The sequence below is a fragment of the Niallia sp. Sow4_A1 genome, from assembly GCF_052116745.1.
GTDB lineage: Bacteria > Bacillota > Bacilli > Bacillales > Cytobacillaceae > Niallia > Niallia hominis.
In genome coordinates this window covers 153,047-176,087 of sequence record NZ_JBQKKM010000001.1, presented here as the reverse complement: position 1 = coordinate 176,087, position 23,041 = coordinate 153,047, and the positions used below count along the sequence as shown (strand labels likewise).

Below are 23,041 nucleotides of genomic sequence, written 5' to 3'. Positions count from 1 at the left end.
TCACATCGCTTTATATAAATAAATATGCCAATTGCTATTTTTTGATTCGAAGTCCTTCATAAAGAAGAGATTGGTTTCTGCTGCATTATTAATTGGAACAGCCGAGATAATATATTGGCCTCCCATCCCTTTCAATGCTTCTACATTTAGTTGTAAATGATTTATTTCTTTATTTGACCGCTTCGAGTATTGATAGTTCTTGCCTAGTTCATCGACGAAAATATAACACCTTCCGCCCCAGTCATCAAAATAGTTCCTTAATGCTTTATTTTTATTAAGCTCTGGCTCTATTATTTTCCTGAATTGAAGCTTGTAATCTAGTGGATATATATTGCTATATGAATCAAGTGTATACATGCCATTATATTGAGCCACATTTGGATGGATGCCGATGCTCACTACTCTATATTGTTCGAGTGGTTTTCCAATGTATTCCTTTATGTCAGCAAACTGCTCAGTAGCAAAGTATTCTTTATAGCTTGGTTTATTTTTGTACATTATTTGCTCATTTGTCGGCACTAAAACAAGTAATTGCCCAATGATTAGCACATAGACAAACTTTTTTCCGATGTTATGGTTCTTCCATAGCATTTTTAAAGTAAGAGCAAATAAAACGTAAATAATCATTGGCCGCAGATAATGGAATCGAGCAAAATTGAAGCTTGTTAAAATACCAAACTTTTCTTTTAATGGCTGCCAGCCTTCATAAAACCAAAAAGCGTACCAAGTGGATAAGACAATGTTCAATAAATGAAGACTTAGGTATAATTTATTTTCCCTCCACTTTTTTTTCAGAAGAACAATGATTAATCCGTATAAAGTCATTGGCAAAATAATAAATTGGTGAATCGTTCGATCTTGATTATGGCTGACCACATAGTTTTTCAAAACAAGCTTTAAGGTTTGCGCAAAATTTAGCTTTGATTGATAAAATACGTCTCTGTTTGTTAATTCATCCGATAAGGGGGCTATCATAGAAATAACAAGACGATAATCAATCGCTAAATAAACGAGCGTCATATATGCAATAGCGAAAAATAAAGCCCAATTGCTTTTTTTATTCCGCACGATTTCATATAGCCAGAACAGCCCCATCACAGCTAGGAAATAGAAAAAACCAATAACAAAGGTAGCAAAGAAAGGAAGTAACGTTAAAATCACTAAATCCTTCCAGCTTCTTTCTCCCTTATATATATTCAGCATACTCCATAAAGCAAGAGGCATTCCAAGAATACTAAGCATTCCTGATGGCCAATATGGCGTTAAGCTAAAGGCTAGCGCAATACCAATAGTAATAATATAAGCTTCATTATTCTCTTCTTTCATCACATGTTTTTTCAATAATAAATACATACCTAGAAAGGCAACAAAGTGAGTGATAGCTTGGCTAAGCCCATAGGCAAAAACGGGTGGGAATAGTTGAAATAGAAAGACCATTGCATAATACTCAGAATAATAGGTGTCTCTTGAGAATTCCCCGTTCATGATTTGTTCCACTGGTGTATTTAACGGAGAGAAGGCAATTCCGTTATCCTTCAACACTTCATACCAGCCCAAGTTAGAGTCTAGATTATCATGCACTCTCATATGCGCATCTTCATTTAGCACAAAATAAGGAAGTACCCATACGAAAATAATGGCAATTGCTATATAGAAAAACATTCTTTCTCTTTTTAGATAATTCATTTGACGCTCCTAGCATTTTGTTGATACCTTTTTGGAAAAACAAAATATTTTTGTCCTGCATAATTTAATAAGGTATAGAAGCCACTTCCAAACAGAACGGCGATTTCATCTGTATAAGAAAAGAAAATAGTCCATTCGCCAAGCAGCATTTCAACAAATACTAACCCTGCTTTATAAGCAAGCAGATAGGAGGCTAAAATTACTACGATAAAGCGAAGACCACTGCTTCCGAAAGCGGCATTGCTTTTGAATGTAAATCGTTTATTTAAAACATAGCTTACACAAGCACCTACTGCATTTCCACTAAAGGTTGCAAGCCAATAATCAAAATGAAATGCGTTCAAGCATAAATAAATGATAGATAAACCAATAAAAGTATTCATAAGACCAACTACTAAAAATTTAAAAAATGACTTATCCTTCATCCAGAGTGTACCTTTGATTTATTTCCTGCTTTTTTGCATAAATTGCTTTCAATAATATAACGTGGTCGCTGTTTCACTTCTTCATAAATTTTCCCTATGTACTCTCCGATTAGCCCAATACTCATGAGCATTAATCCACCAAGGAGCCAAACAGAAATCATTAAAGATGTCCATCCAGATTCTGTATGATTCATAATTTTTTGGACGATGGCATACACACCAGTAAATACGCTTATAACAGAAAATAAGAAACCTAGCATTGTAATGAGACGAATTGGCTTAACACTAAAAGAAGTAATTCCATCTAAAGCAAAAGCAATCATTTTACGGAAAGGATACTTGGATTCCCCTGCAGCTCTTGCCTTTCGTTCATAATAAATCTTTGTTGATTTAAATCCTAATAAAGGGACAATCCCTCTTAAAAATAAGTTAGTCTCTTTAAATTTCAGCATTTCCTCAATCGCTCTTTTACTTAATAAACGATAGTCGGCATGATTATAAACAAGGGACAATCCCATTTTTTCCATTAACCGGTAAAAGCCTTGAGCCGTATTTCTTTTGAAAAAAGTATCTATTTCTCTCTTACTTCTTACGCCATATACAATTTCATTGCCTTTTAAATACTCAATTATAAATTCTCTGATTACACCCGTGTCATCTTGTAGATCAGCGTCGATACTTATTACACAATCTGAAAACTTCACTGCCTCTTCTAAACCAGCTAATAATGCACGCTGATGGCCAAAATTTCTAGATAGTTTAATTCCACTAACTAACGGGTCTAACAAAGTTGCATTTTCTATTTTCTCCCATGTCGTGTCTTTACTGCCATCATCAATAAACAATAATTGGCTTTGTTCACTGATTAAATTTTCTTCCATTAAACCGCCCAATACCACTCGTAAATTCCCCATTGTCTTATCAAATACTTCTTCCTCATTGAAACACGGTACAGCGATGGTTAATATTATTTTTTGCATTTGTTCTACCTCTTTTCTTTCCGTTTATTGCTCAAATCAAATATGCCTAATAAATTATCCTACTTAAGTAAGACGACAAAATCGGAGAATAGTTTCATAAAATTGGAAAAACATATAAAAAATATGGTAAAAACGAGTAAGAAGCTAGTGACAAGGGATTCACTTTCCTAAAATAGCAATAAAAAAGCCAATTCGGAAGAGATTAGCACACTCTAACCCATCCGGAAATTGGCTCCAATGATTAAGCATTAATTTTTGAACGAAGATAAGCATTAACAAAGATATCTAGGTCACCATCCATAACGGATTGTGTATTTCCTACCTCTGTATTGGTACGATGATCCTTTACCATGGAATATGGATGGAAAACGTATGAGCGGATTTGGCTTCCCCAGCCAATTTCCTTTTGCTCTCCACGAATTTCTGCAAGCTTTTCTTCTTGTTCTTCAATTTTGCGTTGGTATAATTTCGCTTTTAACATCTTCATTGCTGTTTCTCTGTTTTTAATTTGTGAACGTTCTGTTTGACATGAAACAACAACGCCTGTTGGGATATGTGTAATACGAACAGCTGAGTCAGTGGTATTAATATGCTGACCACCGGCTCCACTTGCACGATACGTATCAATTTTCAAGTCTTCTGTACGCACTTCAATTTCAATTTCATCATTAAATTCAGGCATTACATCACAAGAAACAAAACTTGTATGTCTACGACCTGAAGAATCGAACGGAGAAATACGTACGAGACGATGAACACCTTTTTCTGCTTTTAAGTATCCGTATGCGTTATGTCCTTTAATCGCTAGCGTTACACTCTTTATTCCAGCTTCATCTCCTGGTAAATAGTCCAAGGTTTCCACTTTAAATCCTTTTTTCTCCGCATATCTAGTATACATACGTAAAAGCATACTTCCCCAGTCTTGAGACTCTGTTCCACCTGCACCTGGATGAAGTTCCAAGATAGCATTGTTTTTATCATATGGGCCACTTAATAATAAATTTAATTCAAACTGGCTTAAACGATCAACTAATTCTGAAAGTTCTTCTTCTAATTCCGCACGAAGTTCAGCATCATCTTCTTCTTTGACTAGTTCATATGTTAATTCAAGATTTTCAAATGCTTCCACTAATTTATGGAACTCATGAACTTGATCCTTTAATGCATTGCTTTCTGAAATTACAGTTTGTGCCGCCTGCTGATCATTCCAGAAATCGGGATGAAGCATATCATCTTCTAACATAGCAATACGTGCCTCTTTGTTTTCTAAGTCAAAGAGACCCCCTAAAGTTTTCTAGTGTTACATTTATCTTCTCTAACTCATTACGAATATCTGCTAATTCCATTAATTAATGTCACCCTTTATATAAATTATAGTTCTAAGTAGTTTTCTACTTCCTTTATGTATTATATGGCTTTTTGAAAAAAAATGCATGCTTTCCGGTTAATTTAATAGTGAAGAAGGAATTTGATTGTGGATTTGATGGGGTTAGTTGCGAGTTTGGTACTTTTATTTGCGACTTCCCTGCTTTTACTTGCGACTCTTGTACTTTTACTTGCAACTTTCGTACTTTTACTTGCGACTCTTGCACTCTTACTTGCGACTTTCGTACTCTTACTTGCAACTCCCCACCTTACTTGCGACTTTTGTACTTTTACTTGCGACTTTTGTACTTTTACTTGCGACTTTGACACTTTTATTTGCAACTCTTGCACTCTTACTTGCGACTTTCTTACTTTTACTTGCAACTTCCCACCTTACTTGCAACTCTTGCACTCTTACTTGCGACTTTCTTACTTTTACTTGCAACTTCCCACCTTACTTGCAACTCTTGCACTCTTACTTGCGATTTTCGTACTTTTACTTGCAACTCCCCACCTTACTTGCGACTTTCTTACTCTTACTTGCGACTCTTGCACTCTTACTTGCGACTTTCTTACTCTTACTTGCAACTTCCCACCTTACTTGCAACTTTCGTACTTTTACTTGCGACTCTTGCACTCTTACTTGCGACTTTCTTACTTTTACTTGCGACTTTTGTACTTTTACTTGCGACTTTGACACTTTTATTTGCAACTCTTGCACTCTTACTTGCGACTTTCCTACTTTTACTTGCAACTCCCCACCTTACTTGCGACTTTCTTACTTTTACTTGCAACTCTTGCACTCTTACTTGCGACTTTCCTACTTTTACTTGCGACTCCCCACCTTTCTTGCGACTCTTGCACTCTTACTTGCAACTCTTGCACTCTTACTTGCGACTTTCTTACTTTTACTTGCAACTCCCCACCTTACTTGCGACTTTCTTACTTTTACTTGCAACCCTTGCACTCTTACTTGCGACTTTCCTACTTTTACTTGCAACTCTCCCACTCTTATTTGCAAATTTCGTACTCTTACTTGCAACTCTCCCACTCTTATTTGCAACTTTCGTACTCTTACTTGCAACTCCCAACCTTTCTTGCAACTCCCCACCTTACCTGCAACTCCCCCACTCCTACTTACCCCCTCCCATCCATCCTCCCCAAACCATAAAAAAAGCCCATCTCTTCCAAAAAGGAAGAGATAGACCTCTCACAAAACTATATTACAAATTTGCACCGTGGCAATTTTTATATTTCTTTCCGCTTCCACAGAAACATGGTGCATTGCGGCCGATGTCTAATTGTTTTACTGCTGGCTTTTTCTTTGGTTTCTTCTCTCCGCCTTCTTCTTTAGGGTTTACAGCTTGGCCTTTTGCCACTTCTTCCCTTTCAAGATTATTGCGGATTTCTGCTTTCATAATGTATTTTGCGACGTCTTCTTCAATAGCAATAACCATTGCTTCAAACATAGCAAAGCCTTCTGATTGGTATTCACGAAGAGGATCGATTTGCCCATATGCACGAAGGTGGATACCTTGGCGTAATTGATCCATTTGGTCAATATGGTCAATCCACTTGCTATCTACTGCACGAAGCACGATAACTTTTTCAAATTCGCGCATTTGCTCAGCAGAAAGCTTCTCCTCTTTTTCATTATAGCTTTGTAGTACTTTCGCAAAAATGAATTCAACGATTTCATCGCTTTCTTTTCCACGAAGATCACTTACTTGTACTTCGCCTTCATTAAGAAGATTTCCATTCACATAATCCACAATTGCTTGAAGATCCCAGCTTTCTCTGTCGCCGTTTTCAGGAGTATGCGCTTGGACATTTCTCTCTAATGATGATTTAATCATATTTTCCACAATGGAGCGCAGATTTTCAGAAGTTAATACTTCATTACGCTGTGAATAGATAATTTCACGTTGTTGACGAAGCACATCATCATATTGTAGTAATTGTTTACGTGAATCAAAGTTATTTCCTTCTACACGTTTTTGGGCAGATTCTACAGCACGAGATACCATCTTGCTTTGAATAGGCTGGGAGTCGTCCATTCCTAGTCTTGACATCATATTTTTCATATTATCAGAACCGAAACGGCGCATTAATTCATCTTCCATGGATAGGTAAAATTGTGTTACCCCTGGGTCTCCTTGACGACCAGAACGTCCGCGGAGCTGATTATCAATACGTCTACTTTCATGACGCTCTGTACCGATAACTGCTAAACCACCTAGTTCTTTTACCCCTTCACCAAGTTTAATATCTGTACCACGACCAGCCATATTTGTGGCAATCGTAACAGAGCCTTTTTCTCCGGCAGTTGCAATAATTTCTGCTTCTCTTTCATGGTTTTTCGCGTTCAAGATATTATGTGGTATTCCTTTTTTCGATAAGTACTTCGAAATGATTTCAGATGTTTCAATTGCAACTGTACCAACAAGTACTGGTTGTCCTTTTTTGTGGCGCTCTGCAATGTCTTCTCCTACTGCTCGGAATTTCCCGTCCATAGAAGCATAAATTAAATCAGGGCGATCATCACGAACAATCTCACGGTTTGTCGGAATAACAACAACGCTCATATTATAAATGTTGCGGAATTCTTCTTCTTCCGTTTTCGCAGTACCAGTCATCCCCGCAAGTTTTTCGTACATACGGAAATAGTTTTGGAATGTGATGGTTGCTAGGGTCATGCTTTCATTTTGAATTTCTAAGTTTTCTTTTGCTTCAATTGCTTGATGCAAGCCATCGCTATAACGGCGGCCTTTCATGAGACGGCCAGTAAATTGGTCAACAATGACAATTTCGCCATCTTGAACAACATAATCTATATCTTTATGCATGCTAGCATGTGCTTTTAACGCTTGGGTAATATGATGGTTAATGGCAACATTGGAAACGTCAAATAGGTTTTCAATTTGGAAAACACGCTCTGCTTTTGACATCCCTTCTTCCGTCAATTGAACACCTTTTGTTTTTTCATCATACGTATAATCTTTTTCTGGTTTTAAGCTGCTTACAAAGATATTGGCACGAACATAAAGCTGTGTTGATTTTTGAGCAGAACCAGAAATGATAAGTGGTGTACGTGCTTCATCGATTAAAATGGAGTCGACTTCATCGATTACTGCATAATACAACGGTTTTTGTACCTTTTGCTCATTATAAAGAACCATGTTATCACGCAAATAGTCAAAACCAAACTCGTTATTTGTCCCATACGTTATATCTGCACGGTAGGCTTCTTGCTTTTCTTCTCTAGATATGCCGTTTAAGTTAAGACCTACTGTTAGCCCAAGGAAATTGTACAATTGTCCCATTTCTGCAGCATCACGAGTAGCTAGATATTCGTTGACTGTAACAACGTGAACACCTTTACCAGATAATGCATTTAAATACACAGGCATTGTCGCAGTTAACGTTTTACCTTCCCCTGTTTTCATTTCAGAAATATTACCTTCATGCAGGGATGCTCCCCCCATTAACTGCACTGGATATGGATAAAGGCCAAGGACACGTTTTGCAGCTTCACGAACTACGGCAAAAGCTTCTACCAATAAATCGTCTAATGTTTCCCCTTTTTGGAAACGCGCTTTAAATTCTTCCGTTTTTCCTTTTAATTGCTCGTCCGATAATGCTGCTGTTTCATCTGCAAGCAATTCCACCTTGTCGGCAATCTTCGTTAATTTCTTAATATCGCGTTTGTTTTGATCAAATACTTTATTTAAAATTCCAAGCATTAAAAAACGCTCCTTTTTCTATTATAATGAGAAATCACAGTAGTTATTGGGAAGACTATCTCTTTTTCATTAAAAAATGATGAAAAATAATTGTCTTCTTTGTTAACATTTTTAAGGATTCCATCTATAAAAATCAATTTTATGACCAGTTTATCTTTAAACTAAAATTATATACTATATATTATAGAAGAAAAATGATTGCTAAATACCCATTTTCCCTTAAATTCAAACTAGTATCATCTATACATCTTACCATTTCCACAATAGCGTGACAACTTATACCTGGCCAGAAGTCTTTATTCTATTAAGTTCCGCAAAAAAACTCCCTATATTTAATAGGAAGTTTCTATTTGCATCCTTCTCCTGTCTAACTCACTTTTCTTAAATATCTTTTATTAGACTTCTACATAGTTGTTTATATATAGACCCACAATCTAGGATACGAATTATTCAATTTTTATCGCTTTTTCCTGTGCTTCGACACAAATGGTAGCAGCAGTAAATGCATGTTCCTGGGTCATGGCATTTTCTGTACCATTTAAGCAGTCTAAAATGAATTCTCCGAAAAATGGGTAACCTACTTTTCCTGATAATTGAAAATGCTTTTCCCCTTCTCCATTCACTAAATACAAATGGTTGCCCTTGTTGCTGCGAGCAATGTCAATATATTTACGGACTTCAATATACCCTTCTGTTCCAATGATTGTAACACGTCCATCTCCCCAAGTCCCAAGTCCATCTGGTGTAAACCAATCGACACGGAAATAGAACGTAGCACCATTGTCTGCAACCAATGTCGCATCGCCATAATCTTGAAATGCTGGGTATTGCTTATAATGATAATTGGCAACCTTGCTATGGAGAACTTTTGCACTTTTCGCATTCGCATAATGTAAAAATTGCTCAATTTGGTGACTTCCGATATCTGTGAGAATCCCGCCATATTGCTCTGGATCAAAGAACCAGTCAGGTCTGCTGTTGGCATTGGCGCGATGCGGTCCTGTTCCCATCACAGATATTACCCGGCCAATCGCTCCTTCTGCAATTAACTGACCTGCAAAAACGGCACTTTCTACATGTAACCGCTCACTATAATAAATTCCCCATTTAAGACCGGTCTCTTGCACTTTTTGCTTTGCTTGTTCAATTTGTTCTAACGTTGTAAAAGCAGGTTTATCTGCAAAATAGTGTTTGCCTGCATCTAAGACACGTAATCCCAACGGACCACGATTCACTGGGATATTGGCACTTGCAACTAGATTAATCGTTGAATCATGAAGAATTTCTTCTTCTGATGTTGCTGCACTAACATTAGGGTATGTTTCCAAAAACTTCTGAACTTTTTCTGGGTATAGTGATAGGTAAGCCTTTGATAGGATCGCTAGCCTTTCCCCCACTTCACACCGTGCATGAGACTTTCACCTCACACGGCGTTCTATCGAATTTTCCAAAACAAATCATTAGACGGGGTAACATGTATGTATATGCATAAGATTTTTTCAGTAAAAAAATTATTAACCCCATCTACAATAATCGGCTTTGGAAATTTCCGACTAGAGCCTATCCCTCCACCAATTATTATCTTGGTTTCATAGGTACTATGACTCCACTCTCTCGAATGGCTAATCAGTTTTAATAGGTTAATTCCCTTTATATACTGAACTGTTTCTACGGCTGGTTAATGCCTCCACATCCTTCGATTTCCACGTTCCAATTTCTCTATCCTTCTATATATCCTTAGGTTTCTCCTATGGTCCTGTATGCTTGAACTTGCCTGTAACAAGCTATGGGTTTTCATAACGCCAGATTTTTACTTACCCACACATACGAGTGGCTTACTTGCCACCTGCTGCATTTCTACAGCATTTATGTCTAGAACCGTACATTCAGAGATTCGTCAGTGTATATACACATTCTAACCATAGACACTTTATGGACTCCCGGCATATAGGATACACCATCTACCACTAGACAGCTTTCGTGTTGATTATGAAAAGTAAACACTCCGCTTTATCAACTTACGGTATCTCTCTGCCGACTTCACCGAGCTTCATACCAATCTATTTAACCCTAGAATCAGCATGTCGGAGTATCAGAGTAGGCGTTTCAGAGCGTTACCTCCTCATTCCGCCTATCGAGAAATTAGTTCTCTTAGAAAGTGGTAAATACTCCCTAATGCCTAACCTTTTCCGTTAGAAACGTGTCACACCTGGGTCATAAACGGCAACTAAAGTTCCTCCTGCTTCTACCAGACCATTACACATTCCATAAATATGCCCATGATCTAAGCCAATCGCTGCAAATCGGAATTCGCCTTCTTCCACTACTTTGCTTACTTTTCCTTTTGGAGCATAATTCATGCCATCATTTTTATTCAATACTTTCTCCTCCTTTATTTACTCGTATTTTCCGCCTACGGTAATGTCATTGTCTTCAAAGTTTTCTATCGCTGTTTTCTTTTCATAGAAATGGATGGCATTTTTTTGTGTGCCTTCCATTGTGTAAAATAGGCTATCCTTCGTTAATGGAAGTTTAATTGTTTTACCTGTGCTTGCAGATTCATAGATAGCAGAAATCAATTCCAGTGTCTGTCTTCCTTGTATTCCATCAATTAAAACAGGAATCCCATGTTCCAACGCAGTTAACACATCATCAATTTGACCTGTGTGTCCCTCATACTGTACTTCTTCCAATTCCTCATAATAATGCTGAATCTTTTCTTCCAACTCTGGATCCTCTTCTGGAAATCCATTTCCCTTTGATTTAGATGCCTTCACTTTCCATGGAACGGAGACTCTAGCATTTTTCCCTTGAAAAATTAATTGTTGTTCCTCCCCATGATGAATGACAGAGCTCGTTATTTGAGCAAGACTTCCGTCATTATAGCGGCAAATAGCGATAGAAATATCCTCTACTTCTGCATTGTCATGAGAAGTATTACTCATGACGGCAGTAACTTCAGATGGCATCCCATTCATCCATTTGAAAATATCTATATGGTGCACAGCGTGATTTAGTGTACAACCGCCACCTTCTTTTTCCCATGTACCACGCCACCATAAATCATAATAGCTGTGCCCGCGCCACCAGTAAGAATCAACCTGTGTATGGACAATGGGTCCCATAAGTTTAGTATCTAGTACCCTTTTTAACTTCATCATTGGGGTACGAAAACGGTTTTGTGAAATGACAGACAACATTTTATGATTTCTTTCCGCAGCTGCATTCATCGCATCACATTCCTCTAATGAAGATGCCATTGGTTTTTCAACCAACACATTCTTACCAGAATCCAGAAAATTAATGGTTATTTCTGAATGTGTATAAGGTGGTGTACAAACGGATACTAGGTCAATGTCCTCACGTTCTAGCATTTTTGTATGGTCATCATAAATGGCTACATCAAGGTTAAATTCTTTCGCCTTCTTTTCTGCCTTCACCGGATAAATGTCACATAGTGCAACAATCTGACAGCGCTCTGTAAATTGCAAATACGCTTCCATATGAGCTGATGAAATTGCTCCTGCACCGATAATAGCTACTTTTAACACACAACCCTCTCCTTTTTATTTATTTAGAATTTAGGATGGAAAATAAGTACTACTTTCGCAAAAATAAAACGCTTTCAACTTTTATCAAATCCCCACTTATGATAAGAAAATTCAAATAAATTTTTATTTCGCCTTATACGCTTTATTCCAAAGATTATCTATAAAAGATACTATGTTCATTTTTTAGTGGATAATAATAAAAAGTGATTGTAAAAGGATAGGTTCTCTTGATGATTAAGTTTATCAGGCTAAATCACTAGCCCACGATTTCTTTTTTCCCTAAAACAACGTCAATCAGGGGAGGCTTTTCAACCCCCACTAATTGACCGTTGCATCAATTGGTCTTATACGCGCAGTTCCGTCCTTCTTTTGCAGCGGGAAGGCTACTTTACTGGCCATAATGCGGGATAAATGAGGTACTGATTTTAATATATTGTTCTATTTTTTTCGTCTGCTATTCCTGATTTTCTATAGAAATACGTATTAATGCGATCACGCCATTCCATAGCATTTTCTAATTGAAGCTGAAAACGTTCTTTCACATTTTCAAAAACCCAATTCTCTACTTTTCCTTCTAATTCATTCCATTTCTTAATAAACGTCTCCACTTCTTCTACACCTTGAAAATGTGTATTATAAATATGCTGAATGACGGTTTCTCCAGAGTGAAGTTTATGTGTGTATGGTACATGATGGAAAAATAGAAGCAACTCATCTGGACAATCTTCTAATGAATTGTATCGTTCTGCATTTGGTCCAAAGTATTGTCCCACATAGCCAGTTCCAGTTTTCATTGTACGGTCTACACCAATTCCTTTACAGTCAGCAAAGTGGTATGTACCCCATTTTGAATACTCATATCCATCCACGTTTGGACCATAATGATGATTAGGATTTACCATCCAGCCGACGCCAAGTGGTGCAGTATAATTTTCATAGGTTCTCCATGATTGGAGCAAAATAAATTCCAATACTTCTACCACTTTCGGATCATGACCAAAAGTTAATTGAATCCATTCATCTGTAATTTCTTCTGTTGATAAATCAGGATTCCAGGTTAATCTGCCAAATCCATAAAGATTGGCCTGTGCTAATGTATTTCCAGTCCAATTTATATCATTGCCTATATTAGATACAGCAGCAATACCGCTATGGCTATAGTTATAGTGTGAACCATCTACTATTGATTTTACGGTCGATCCTTCTCCATCAGCATATGTATCAAAGTTTAATATTTCCTTCCACTGTGGAACTAAATAGCAAACGTCTTTTTGTTGACCCGTATATTCTTGTGCAATTTGAAATTCCACTACCTGGTTCGTTTCTTTCATAGCGCCTATTAGCGGAGAGATTGGTTCACGTACTTGGAAATCCACTGGCCCATTTTTAACTTGCAAAATAACATTATCAAGAAATTGTCCATCAAGGGGCTTAAAATTGTCGTATGCTGCACGAGCTCGATCTGTTTTTCTATCCCGCCAATCCTGTAAACAATTGTAAACAAAGCAACGCCATACTACTTTTCCATTAAAAGGCTGTAATGCTCGTGCTAAAACATTAGCTCCCTCAACATGGCCTCTGCCATATGTAAATGGTCCAGGTCTACCTTCTGAATCTGCTTTCACCACGAAACCACCAAAATCAGGGATATGGCTATAAATTTCTTCTGCCTTTCTCGCCCACCATTTTTCTACTTCTTTATCCAGTGGATCGGCAGTTGGAAGATTCCCCAATTCTATAGGACTAGCATAATTTATACTTAAATAAGTAGTAATCCCATAAGACCTTAGAATAGTTGCCACTTCTTTCACTTTAGGCAAAAATTCCTTTGTAAGTAATTTCGTCTCCACCTCCCATACATTTACATTATTAATCGAGATGGCATTGATTCCAACAGAAGAGAGAAGGCGAGCATAATCTTTAATTCTTGCGAAATCCTTCGTGAAATCGTTATCATTAAAAAAGATGGAGTTACCAGAATAACCTCGTTCAATAGAACCGTTCATATTATCCCATTGATTCATCATTCTTAACTGATGTTTTGGTGTTTCCCTTATTTCTAAGCCAATAAGGGATTCTTCTTGTTGTAAAATTCTTAAAAAGTGGAAAACTGCATATAAAGCTCCTTTATCTGTTTTTCCAATTAATAGCACTTGTCTATTATCATCGGTTGTTTTTACTAAATAGCCTTCCTCATTTAAGTCATCAAATAATCTTGGCGAAATTCCAAATTCATTTAAGTTAACGCTTTCATATGTACCCAAAACAATAGAAGACTCATCTGCAACAGATTGTTGAACAGTTGGTACAACATCTAGCATAGACTTAAGAGCAATTTTAAGTTCGTTTACAGCAGAATCAATGACTACTGATTGTAAAGCAATTGAAATAGTAGAAGCTATGTTGGTATATTTATCAGCGTTTTTAATTTTACGATACTGCAACCAACAGTGATAACTATTGGTTACGAATCGTTGATTTTCTTTATCCATCATTTTTTCCATTTGCTTAATCCTCCTATAATTAACCTATAAAGCTTGATTAAAATTCTGTGAAAAAGCTATGATAAAATTCTACTAATCTTAACTAAAATAATCAGGATAAGTCTTCTTTAATTCCATTTTCTCAAAGTTAACTAAATTTAAATGTATCCCTATTAATTTTTCTGCATCAATTGCTTTCTTTTCCTTGATAAATTGAAAGATATCTTTATGCTGAGAAACAAGCATATCCCATTCCAGATTTGATTCTAATCGCAGAACACGCAAGCGATCAAAGTGGCTGTTCATTTGTCTAATCATCTTCCATGTTCTCAGTTTTTTACATCCCTCAAATAATAACCGATGAAACTGATCATCTAATTCCAATAATTGTTGGTGGGATTCATTTTTTAAACATAATTCCTGCATGGCAATATTGGATTCCAATTTAAATAACTGCTCTTGGTCAAAAACCTCACAAGCTTCTCTCACAACTGCTTTTTCCATATTTTCTCGAACAAACCTTGCTTCTTCCACAAGATCTAAATCAATCAAGGAAACAATCGTACCAATTTGCGGATATATTCCAAGCAAATCTTCTTGGGAAAGCTTTAAGAAAGCTTCTCTTACCGGGGTGCGACTTACGTTTAACTCACTTGCGATTTCTTGTTCAGAAATCTTTTGCCCTGGTTTTAATCCTAAATCTGTTATTCTATTTTTTATTGTTTCATAAACAAAATCTCGTGTGGAAATATTTTGCCTTTTTCTTATTGAAACTATTATACTCACCTTTTTCTTGGTATTCTAATGGTACTAGTATGGTAGTTATTACCTTCATTATAGAAGTTCTCATCTGGAATTTCAATCCTTTTTATTTAATAAATTGTCTGGAAATATCGTTTTTCCAGTTGCTTTTACCTATATGAACATTCTATTCCGATCATTGCTGTTTGAGAATATACAGAAGTCAACACGATAAAAAACTCCCTATATAATAGGAAGTTTCAAACTGGAGACAAACTCCTTTTAGTTTGAGGATTTTGCCTATGGTCTTTTTTGTAGCCCTTTCTAATAGGGATGTTGATTTCCGCTACAGGGGTTCGCTTTCCATGGGGCGAGCGCCGAGCCGCTTCGTCGTTTCGCTGAGGCCACTGAAAAGTGTATTACCTGGTGAATCGGTAGTTACCAAACCATTCTAACTTAGTTTAGGCTATTGTTTTCCGAGGCTTACCGCACGACTCACCGGGGCGAGCGCCGAGCCGCTTCGTCGCTATGCTCCTGCAGGGTCTCGGACTTTCTCGCATCTCCCGTAGGAGTCGAGCGGACACCTCTCCAAACCAACTTATTATTTGCTTTCAAATAAATAAAACCTCATTTAATTTGGAGAACTAGACTTTTTCAGTGCCCTCGTTTCGCTCCTGCAGGGTCTCGGACTTTCTCGCATCTCCCATAGGAGTCTCACCCCTTCCGCTCCAATCAACATGGCTTTATCAATTTAGTCTAGAATTTTAACTGCTCTGTTTTTAAATTACAGCTAGAAAATTTTTTAGAGTTGAAACACTCCCTTCCAAACATTCTTCTATTCAAAGAGACCAATTAGAAATGATTACTGTAGATCAACTTGTTCTGCCAAATCAATTAGTTCGCAAGATGGAGGCTACACTTAACTTCTCTTTTATCAAACAAAAAACTCCCTATATAATAGGAAGTTTCTAGTTTGATTATTTTTGTTTTTTCATATACTCGAGTACTTCTGAATCAATAAAGCCCTCTTTTTGTTCTCTTTCTTCAAAGTTCTCGGTATGAATATAGGTAGTAAGTGCTTCAGATATTGCCGTGATTGTTTCGTTTAGATAGCCCAATCTTTTGAGGTGTGTCGTTAATTCTTCTAACGTACTTCCTTCAATTGGAATAATATTCTCTGGCTTTGATGGAGCGAAATATAATTGCTGTAATTGATAGATGCGGGTTAGTTCTTTTATTGGTTCTTCGTGATCTTCTACACGCAAATCAATATAGCGATCATTAAAGCCACCATAGCCTCCTCTATCCTTTACAACAAGAAGAGCTGCTGATTGCTGCCCTCTACTGTCACCACCTGCATTCTGTCCTGCTTGCAATGCTGAAAGTAATCGCTCAGCAAGATTCCCTTCTCTTTTTTGAAAAGTGTCAGCCATTGCTTTTACTGTATTTTCGTCCACTAAAATATTTCCCTGTGCTGCGAAATGAGGCCCTGTTACCCCTCCAGCCCAGTTATAGCATTCTTTTCCCGTGAACGTTGCTGCATTGCCGTTAGCATCAATAAAACCAACTTGTCTTTGCTCTCTGCCTGGGTCCTTGTCTAATAAGGCATGCAATGCTTCTTCTGCTGATTTTCCCTCTTCCATTAAACGTAAGCCTTCTGGACCAAAGGACGTATTTGCATAAGATTGAGTAGCAACTGCTCCCACTCCTGCCTTTGCCCATGGAACAACTGCTCCAACACCAAGAAATTTCGATTGGACAGCAATACCCCATTCTTTTTCCTGTGGATCATACCCGACAATAGAAAATGTCATGTTCTTGCCTCCTTTTTAAGCTAAGAAAATTGCCCCATATACAAGGGAACCTGCTATCACATAAGCAGGATGAACTTTTACTTTTTCTAATAAAATGAAGCTAATGAGGCCAATGAATGCAGTCTGCAGAATTCCAATTCCATTATAAGAATTTTGGAAAAAACTGATTGTCATCATTGCCAGCAAAACAGCAATTACTGGTCTAACTAAGTTTGTCAGTAGATTCACTTTTGGAGAATCTTTAAATTTCATTAGCAAACGTAAGAGGACAATCATTAAAATTAAGGATGGGGCGACTGTTGCAAACACACCGATGATTGCGCCAAGTACTCCACCCTCTTGAAACCCAATATAGCCTGCCATTTTGGTCGCAATTGGACCTGGCAATGCATTTCCCATTGCCAGCATTTCACTAAATTCATTTTCTGTTACCCATTCATACCGATCAACCACTTCTTTTTCCACTAAAGGAATCGAAGCAGGTCCGCCTCCATAACCAAGAATTCCAGGTAGAAAAAATGCCCAAAAGATGTGCCAATAAATCACGAAGCCTTCACCTCTTTCACTTCCTGCTTCTCCTTCTTACTTAGAAGTGAAATGACAATGACGACGCCAATCACAATCGCAGGATGGATATTCAGAAGAACTAAAAGAATGATACTTGCTACAACTAACCCAATCGTTAGCTTCACGCCAAAGCTAGTATTTACTTTCTTTAAAAAGTCCACTGTCAATACCCCAAGCATCACGCCAACTACTGGAACTACTGCCTTTGTCATTCCTAATACCCAAGGCTTATCCTTGAAAGAATTTAAAAAGGTTAAAAGAACAATCATTAATAAAATAGTAGGAACAACAGATGCGATAATGGCAATTATCATTCCAAAGACTCCCTTTACTTGCCAACCAATATAGCCTGCCATTTTGGTTGCAATCGGTCCAGGCAATGCATTCCCTAATGCTAAAACATCGGAAAACTCATCATCTGTCATCCATTTATATTTATCCACTACTTCGTTTTTCACAAGTGGGATAGAAGATGGACCGCCGCCATATCCTAATATTCCCACTCGGAAAAAAGCAAGAAATAGATGCCAATATGTCATAAAATCAACAACCTTTCTGAAGTCTTACCAGGATGCAATCGCTCCATCTGTTCTTGATTCTGTTCCTCCAATTAATGCACCTGTTTCTTCATCTCGCCAGATGATTTGTCCTCTGCCAAAATGACCGTAGTCTGTAGCCGTTTGAATCTCATGCCCTCGTCTTGCCAGTGCTTGAGCGAGATAGTTTGGAAAATGAGGTTCTACTAAAATTTTCTTGCCTTCCATCCACTGCCATCTTGGTGCATCTAAAGCAGCTTGTGGGTTTAAATGGAAGTCGATTGTATTTGTTATTACCTGGAAATGTCCTTGTGGCTGCATATAGCCACCCATAACCCCAAAAGGACCAACTGGTTTATTATCTTTGGTAAGGAACCCAGGAATAATGGTATGATATGTTCGTTTCCCTGGCTTTAATGCATTGGGATGGGTTGGATCTAGTGAGAAATCATGTCCACGATTTTGCAGACCGATTCCTGTTCCTGGAATGACAATCCCTGAACCAAAGCCCATATAGTTACTTTGAATATAGGAAATCATATTTCCTTCTTCATCTGCAGCTGCTAAGTATACCGTTCCGCCCTTTGGAGGAGATAAAGGCTCAGGAGTAATCGCATGCTCGCCAATTAATTCTCTTCTTAACGCTGCGTATTCTTCACTTAATAGCTCACTCACCGTATGAGGCATCTCTTTTTCTTCCGTAATAAAGGCTTTCCCATCTGTGAACGCAAGCTTCATTGCTTCAATATGTTTATGATATGTATCAACAGAATCCTTCTCGGTTAAATCAAAGCCTTTTGCAATATTAAGCGCCATTAACGCCACTAAACCTTGGCCATTTGGCGGAATTTCCCAAACATCATAGCCTTTGTAAGAAACAGAAATCGGGTCTACCCATTCTGGATAAAAGCGAGCTAGATCCTCTTTACGAAGATAGCCATCATGCTCCTCCATAAATTGCGATATTTTGTCTGCTAATTCTCCACGGTAAAAGCTTTCTGCATTCGTTTCTGCAATCGAGCGCAAAGTAGCTGCATGACCTTTTGATGACCAAATTTCACCAATTTGTGGTACTTTTCCGTTTGGTGCAAATGTATCAAACCAAGGCTTATACTCTTCTCCTTGAAAAATTTCTTTAAAACGATTATAGGCAAGGTTCCAATACTTTCCTAAAGTTGGACTAATTGGATACCCCTCTTCTGCAAGACGAATAGCAGGTGCTAATGTTTCTTTTAAAGGCAGCTTTCCAAATTTCTCAGCAAGAGCAGCCCAAGCAGATGGAACTCCCGGTACAGTAACTGGGATAACACCATGGGTTGGCATCTTCTCGAAGCCCTTCGCTTTTAAATCATCAATGGAAATAGCGTTTGGAGCAGGACCACTTGCGTTTAATCCATGAAGTTTGTCTTTTACCCATACAAGTGCAAACGCATCTCCACCGATTCCATTAGAAGTAGGTTCTACTACCGTTAATGCCGCTGCTGTAGCAATCGCCGCATCAATTGCGTTTCCCCCCTTCTGCAAAATCTCCAGCCCAGCTTGAGCAGCTAAAGGCTGGGAAGTAGCAACCATTCCTTTCTTGGCAAAAACAGTATTGCGTTGGGATGGATAAGGATGATATAAGTAATCTAATTTCATATTAATTCAATTCCTTTCCGACATAATGACAGGCTACAAAATGATTCGGCTCTGCTTCTTTCCACTCTGGTTTCGATTGTTTACATAAGTCAGTTGCAATCGGACAGCGGGTATGAAATGGACAGCCTGATGGCGGGTTCGCTGGATTCGGAATCTCTCCCTGTAAGCGAATGCGTTCACCCTTTACACCTATTTTAGGGCGTGGAATCGAGGATAACAACGCTTTTGTATAAGGATGAAGTGGATTTTCATATAATTGTTCCGAGGAAGCTAGCTCCATCGTATTCCCTAAGTACATGACTAATACTCGATCGCAGAAATAGCGAACTACACCTAAATCATGGGAGATAAATAAATAAGTTAATTGATACTTATCTTTTAAGCCCTTCATTAATTTTAATACTTGTGCTTGAACCGATACGTCTAAAGCAGATACTGCTTCATCACAAATAATAAGGGAAGGATTAAGGGCAATCGCACGAGCAATTCCGATACGCTGACGTTGTCCACCACTAAATTCGTGGGGATATCGATCATAGTGTTCTTCTTTTAGCCCTACTTCTTGTAAAAGCTCTATTACTCTTCGTTTTCTTTCTTCTTTTGCTAGATTTGTATGAATAACAAATGCTTCTTCTAATGCATTTCCAATTTTTTGACGAGGATTTAAAGAAGCATAAGGGTCCTGGAAAATCATCTGCATGTCTTTTTTGATTGCTTTTCTTTCTTTACCAGAAAGTGCTTGTGTATCTTGGCTTTGAAAATAGACCTTTCCATCCGTTATATCCTCTAAGCCAAGAACGGTTCGGCCGAGCGTGGATTTTCCACACCCAGATTCACCTACTACTCCAACACTTTCACCCTCAAAAACTTCTAAACTAACATTCTCGACAGCTTTCACATGACCTTGAACCCTTTGTAACAAACCGCCTTTAATAGGAAAGTACTTTTTAACACCTTCTAATTTAAGAAGGGATTGTTTCTCGATCGTCTGCATGTATTTCCACCTCCTCCTGCAACCAGCATTTTACGCGATGAGCGGAATGAAGCTCATATTCCTTCGGTGATTCTGCTTTACATCTATCTGTAGCAAATGGACAGCGCGGATGAAAACGGCATCCACTTATTTCTTCATTTAAGTTAGGCAATGAACCTGGTATTGCTTCCAGTTCAAAGGATGGGTCATCAATATCTGGCACAGAATGGAGCAAACCTCTTGTGTACGGATGCTGTGGATTTGTAAATATACTCTCCACATCGCCTTCTTCCACCTTTTCTCCAGCATACATAACCATGACGCGATCAGCGATTTCAGCGACTACTCCCATATCATGAGTAACCATAATCACTCCCATGCCTAGCTGTTTCTTTAAATCATCCATTAAATCTAAAATTTGCGCCTGAATTGTTACATCTAAAGCAGTTGTTGGTTCATCTGCAATCAATAATTGGGGACGGCACGATAACGCAATGGCAATCATGACACGTTGCCTCATTCCACCACTTAATTCATGTGGATATTGCTTCATTCTTTTTTCAGGGTAAGGAATTCCTACCTGCTTTAACAGGTCAATTCCTTTGGCATGTGCCTTTTGCTTGGATAACTGCTGATGAAGCATAAGAGGCTCTCTAAGCTGATACCCTATCGTTAACACTGGATTTAGAGCAGTCATTGGTTCTTGGAAGATCATCGCCATATCGCGCCCTCTAATAGAACGTAATTGGTCCTTTGTGAGCTTTGATAGATCTGTTCCATTTAAATCAATCGAAGAATCTTTGCTTATATAGCCATTGCTCGGAAGAAGCCCCATAAGGGAAAGGGAGGTAATACTTTTCCCACAACCTGATTCCCCCACAATGCATAATGTTTCTCCCTTATCTAAGTCAAAAGAAATTCCTCGTACAGCTGACAGTTCCCCATCAGCTGTACGAAAATTTGTCCGTAAGTCTTTTACAGATAATAGCTTCTTCTCCATTTTTATCCCTACTCTCTGTAAACTTTATATAGTGACCAAGTTCCTGTTGGATCAATGTCTAATCCTTTAACAGATTTATCATACGCAAGTGTTACTACACCATGATTCATGACAATAGCTGGTGCATCTTTTACAAGAAACTCATTTGCTTCTTTCAGTTTTGCTTTACGCACATCTTGGTCTACACTTTCACGACTTTCTTCTACTAATTTATCAAACGTTTCATTACTGTATCTCACCATGTTAGACGAGCCAACATTATCGGAATGGAAATTAGGGTATAATAATTCACTTCCATCTGCAGTTGAGTTAGTCCAGCTTAAGAAGTTCATTTCATAGTCGCCATTACGACTTGCATCTAAGAATGCACCCCACTCCATTGTTTCAATTTTGATTTTGAAACCTGCCTCTTGTAATTGAGATTGGCTAATTTCTGCCATTTTCATATAGTTCGCTCTGTTTGCTACAAGCAATGTATACTCTTTATCGCCAAATCCGTTTTTCTCCACTAATTCTTTAGCTTTTTCTAAGTTATAATCATAGCCAGCATCATTACTTGCTTCATCATAGCCGAATACTTTTGGTCCAATAATGCTGTTACCAGCTACCCCTAAGCCATTAAGTTGGTTTACATAAGCATCTCGATTTAATGCATATGCTACCGCTTGACGGAATTCAAGATTGTTCATTGGTTCCTTTTCCATGTTAAATCCGTACCAATAAACAGGTGTACCTTCTTTTTTCTGTACTTCTACATTTTTAAGACCTTCTACACGAGACAATTGCTCTGTTGGAATACCATCAATAAATTGAACATCTCCTGCTTGTAGCATCGAAATTGCAGTTGTTACTTCAGGTACCACTTTAAATGTAATTTTGTCTAGTTTTGCTTCCCCCTGCCAGTAATCAGTATATTTTTCCAATACAACAGATTCACCTGGTGTCCAGCTTACAAATTTAAATGGACCAGTACCGACAGGATTTTTCATTAAATCGCCATTTTTATCAGCCTCTGGACTAACGATGGCAGCATTAGAATGAGAAAGTGCTGCAAGTAAAGCACCGTATGCATACTTTGTTTTAATCTCTACAGTGTATTCATCTTGTACATTGACAGATTCAATCGGTTCAAGCAAAGATGCGCGTGGTGCCGCTGTTTCTGGATCACGGAATTTATCAAAGGTATATTTTACTGCTTCTGCATTAAAGTCTGTACCATCTTGGAACTTAATTCCTTCTTTTAATTTAATTATCCATGTTAAATCATCTGGATTTTCATAGGACTCTGCTAAAAGTGGTTCAATTTCCATTGTTTCCGAATTACGTGTAAACAATGTTTCATACACTTGCTCATTGACAGAAGAAGAAACAGAATCATTTGTTAAAATTGGGGATAATCCTACAACATCTGAAGTTGTCGCATATGTTATTTCCTGTGCTACACTTTCTCCATTTGAACTGGATCCCCCACTAGAATTCGAACATCCTGCTGCAACAAGCAGCAATAATGCCATCATGGCAAAAACTATCTTTTTCATC

Annotated in this window: 20 protein-coding genes and 1 pseudogene; all 21 read right to left on the bottom strand. The window is 37.9% G+C overall.

The window, feature by feature from the left end; translation table 11 throughout:
* Positions 1 to 1,686 carry a DUF6044 family protein gene (locus ACTQ5K_RS00840; RefSeq protein WP_441131200.1) on the bottom strand — a complete coding sequence of 562 codons (1,686 nt, stop codon included), beginning with the start codon at positions 1,684 to 1,686 and terminating at the stop codon, positions 1 to 3.
* Complete coding sequence (locus ACTQ5K_RS00835; RefSeq protein ID WP_441131201.1) at positions 1,683 to 2,111, bottom strand: GtrA family protein; 429 nt, start codon at positions 2,109 to 2,111, stop codon at positions 1,683 to 1,685. The genes ACTQ5K_RS00840 and ACTQ5K_RS00835 overlap by 4 nt, the downstream gene beginning before the upstream one ends.
* Positions 2,108 to 3,091: a glycosyltransferase family 2 protein gene (locus tag ACTQ5K_RS00830; RefSeq protein ID WP_441131202.1), complete on the bottom strand. Its 984-nt coding sequence runs from the start codon at positions 3,089 to 3,091 to the stop codon at positions 2,108 to 2,110. Before ACTQ5K_RS00830 ends, ACTQ5K_RS00835 begins: the two co-directional genes overlap by 4 nt.
* 241 nt (positions 3,092 to 3,332) lie before the next feature.
* A protein-coding gene (prfB, locus tag ACTQ5K_RS00825) for a peptide chain release factor 2 (protein ID WP_441993233.1) occupies positions 3,333 to 4,437 on the bottom strand; the annotation gives its coding sequence in 2 pieces (ribosomal slippage) (positions 3,333 to 4,364 and positions 4,366 to 4,437; 1,104 coding nt in all).
* A gap of 103 nt (positions 4,438 to 4,540) precedes the next feature.
* Positions 4,541 to 4,840 carry a hypothetical protein gene (locus ACTQ5K_RS00820; protein WP_441993231.1) on the bottom strand — a complete coding sequence of 100 codons (300 nt, stop codon included), beginning with the start codon at positions 4,838 to 4,840 and terminating at the stop codon, positions 4,541 to 4,543.
* Positions 4,831 to 4,962 carry a hypothetical protein gene (locus ACTQ5K_RS00815; RefSeq protein ID WP_441993229.1) on the bottom strand — a complete coding sequence of 44 codons (132 nt, stop codon included), beginning with the start codon at positions 4,960 to 4,962 and terminating at the stop codon, positions 4,831 to 4,833. Before ACTQ5K_RS00815 ends, ACTQ5K_RS00820 begins: the two co-directional genes overlap by 10 nt.
* On the bottom strand, positions 4,953 to 5,210 hold the full coding sequence (locus ACTQ5K_RS00810; protein WP_441993227.1) for a hypothetical protein: 258 nt from the start codon (positions 5,208 to 5,210) through the stop codon (positions 4,953 to 4,955). Before ACTQ5K_RS00810 ends, ACTQ5K_RS00815 begins: the two co-directional genes overlap by 10 nt.
* A gap of 72 nt (positions 5,211 to 5,282) precedes the next feature.
* Positions 5,283 to 5,567 carry a hypothetical protein gene (locus tag ACTQ5K_RS00805; RefSeq protein ID WP_441993225.1) on the bottom strand — a complete coding sequence of 95 codons (285 nt, stop codon included), beginning with the start codon at positions 5,565 to 5,567 and terminating at the stop codon, positions 5,283 to 5,285.
* 112 nt (positions 5,568 to 5,679) lie between these two features.
* Positions 5,680 to 8,199 carry a preprotein translocase subunit SecA gene (gene secA, locus ACTQ5K_RS00800; RefSeq protein WP_441131207.1) on the bottom strand — a complete coding sequence of 840 codons (2,520 nt, stop codon included), beginning with the start codon at positions 8,197 to 8,199 and terminating at the stop codon, positions 5,680 to 5,682.
* Between the two features lie 446 nt (positions 8,200 to 8,645).
* Positions 8,646 to 9,596: a Gfo/Idh/MocA family protein gene (locus ACTQ5K_RS00795; RefSeq protein ID WP_441131208.1), complete on the bottom strand. Its 951-nt coding sequence runs from the start codon at positions 9,594 to 9,596 to the stop codon at positions 8,646 to 8,648.
* A gap of 813 nt (positions 9,597 to 10,409) precedes the next feature.
* A pseudogene (locus ACTQ5K_RS00790) lies at positions 10,410 to 10,577 on the bottom strand (Gfo/Idh/MocA family protein); the annotation flags it as partial.
* 18 nt (positions 10,578 to 10,595) lie between these two features.
* Positions 10,596 to 11,750, bottom strand: a complete 1,155-nt coding sequence (locus ACTQ5K_RS00785; protein ID WP_441993222.1) for a Gfo/Idh/MocA family protein — start codon at positions 11,748 to 11,750, stop codon at positions 10,596 to 10,598.
* Positions 11,751 to 12,175: 425 nt separating this feature from the next.
* On the bottom strand, positions 12,176 to 14,245 hold the full coding sequence (locus ACTQ5K_RS00780; protein WP_441993284.1) for an alpha-glucuronidase family glycosyl hydrolase: 2,070 nt from the start codon (positions 14,243 to 14,245) through the stop codon (positions 12,176 to 12,178).
* An 87-nt stretch (positions 14,246 to 14,332) separates the two neighbouring features.
* Entirely contained in the window at positions 14,333 to 15,019 is a 687-nt protein-coding gene (locus tag ACTQ5K_RS00775; protein WP_441993220.1) for a GntR family transcriptional regulator, read from the bottom strand.
* Between the two features lie 932 nt (positions 15,020 to 15,951).
* Complete coding sequence (locus tag ACTQ5K_RS00770; RefSeq protein WP_441993218.1) at positions 15,952 to 16,788, bottom strand: DUF1028 domain-containing protein; 837 nt, start codon at positions 16,786 to 16,788, stop codon at positions 15,952 to 15,954.
* A gap of 15 nt (positions 16,789 to 16,803) precedes the next feature.
* Positions 16,804 to 17,334 carry a chromate transporter gene (locus tag ACTQ5K_RS00765; protein WP_441131212.1) on the bottom strand — a complete coding sequence of 177 codons (531 nt, stop codon included), beginning with the start codon at positions 17,332 to 17,334 and terminating at the stop codon, positions 16,804 to 16,806.
* Positions 17,331 to 17,894 (bottom strand): chromate transporter, encoded by a 564-nt coding sequence (locus ACTQ5K_RS00760; protein ID WP_031540552.1) that lies wholly within the window; start codon positions 17,892 to 17,894, stop codon positions 17,331 to 17,333. Before ACTQ5K_RS00760 ends, ACTQ5K_RS00765 begins: the two co-directional genes overlap by 4 nt.
* Positions 17,895 to 17,918: 24 nt before the next feature.
* Positions 17,919 to 19,529, bottom strand: coding sequence for a gamma-glutamyltransferase family protein (locus ACTQ5K_RS00755; protein ID WP_031540553.1), 1,611 nt, complete (start codon positions 19,527 to 19,529; stop codon positions 17,919 to 17,921).
* Between the two features lies 1 nt (position 19,530).
* Positions 19,531 to 20,523, bottom strand: a complete 993-nt coding sequence (locus ACTQ5K_RS00750) for an ABC transporter ATP-binding protein (RefSeq protein WP_031540554.1) — start codon at positions 20,521 to 20,523, stop codon at positions 19,531 to 19,533.
* Positions 20,492 to 21,502, bottom strand: a complete 1,011-nt coding sequence (locus ACTQ5K_RS00745; RefSeq protein WP_349204441.1) for an ABC transporter ATP-binding protein — start codon at positions 21,500 to 21,502, stop codon at positions 20,492 to 20,494. The genes ACTQ5K_RS00750 and ACTQ5K_RS00745 overlap by 32 nt, the downstream gene beginning before the upstream one ends.
* Before the next feature lie 8 nt (positions 21,503 to 21,510).
* Positions 21,511 to 23,040: a glutathione ABC transporter substrate-binding protein gene (locus tag ACTQ5K_RS00740; RefSeq protein ID WP_284560968.1), complete on the bottom strand. Its 1,530-nt coding sequence runs from the start codon at positions 23,038 to 23,040 to the stop codon at positions 21,511 to 21,513.
* Between the last annotated feature and the right edge of the window lies 1 nt (position 23,041).

What these genes read in the sequence shown, in the direction of transcription:
- ACTQ5K_RS00750 (WP_031540554.1), bottom strand. Translation starts at nt 20,523, where the DNA reads ATGCAGACGATCGAGAAACAATCCCTTCTTAAATTAGAAGGTGTTAAA.
- ACTQ5K_RS00830 (WP_441131202.1), bottom strand. Translation starts at nt 3,091, where the DNA reads ATGCAAAAAATAATATTAACCATCGCTGTACCGTGTTTCAATGAGGAA.
- ACTQ5K_RS00760 (WP_031540552.1), bottom strand. Translation starts at nt 17,894, where the DNA reads ATGACATATTGGCATCTATTTCTTGCTTTTTTCCGAGTGGGAATATTA.
- ACTQ5K_RS00835 (WP_441131201.1), bottom strand. Translation starts at nt 2,111, where the DNA reads ATGAAGGATAAGTCATTTTTTAAATTTTTAGTAGTTGGTCTTATGAAT.
- ACTQ5K_RS00780 (WP_441993284.1), bottom strand. Translation starts at nt 14,245, where the DNA reads ATGATGGATAAAGAAAATCAACGATTCGTAACCAATAGTTATCACTGT.
- ACTQ5K_RS00740 (WP_284560968.1), bottom strand. Translation starts at nt 23,040, where the DNA reads ATGAAAAAGATAGTTTTTGCCATGATGGCATTATTGCTGCTTGTTGCA.
- ACTQ5K_RS00755 (WP_031540553.1), bottom strand. Translation starts at nt 19,529, where the DNA reads ATGAAATTAGATTACTTATATCATCCTTATCCATCCCAACGCAATACT.
- ACTQ5K_RS00770 (WP_441993218.1), bottom strand. Translation starts at nt 16,788, where the DNA reads ATGACATTTTCTATTGTCGGGTATGATCCACAGGAAAAAGAATGGGGT.
- ACTQ5K_RS00745 (WP_349204441.1), bottom strand. Translation starts at nt 21,502, where the DNA reads ATGGAGAAGAAGCTATTATCTGTAAAAGACTTACGGACAAATTTTCGT.
- ACTQ5K_RS00840 (WP_441131200.1), bottom strand. Translation starts at nt 1,686, where the DNA reads ATGAATTATCTAAAAAGAGAAAGAATGTTTTTCTATATAGCAATTGCC.
- secA (WP_441131207.1), bottom strand. Translation starts at nt 8,199, where the DNA reads ATGCTTGGAATTTTAAATAAAGTATTTGATCAAAACAAACGCGATATT.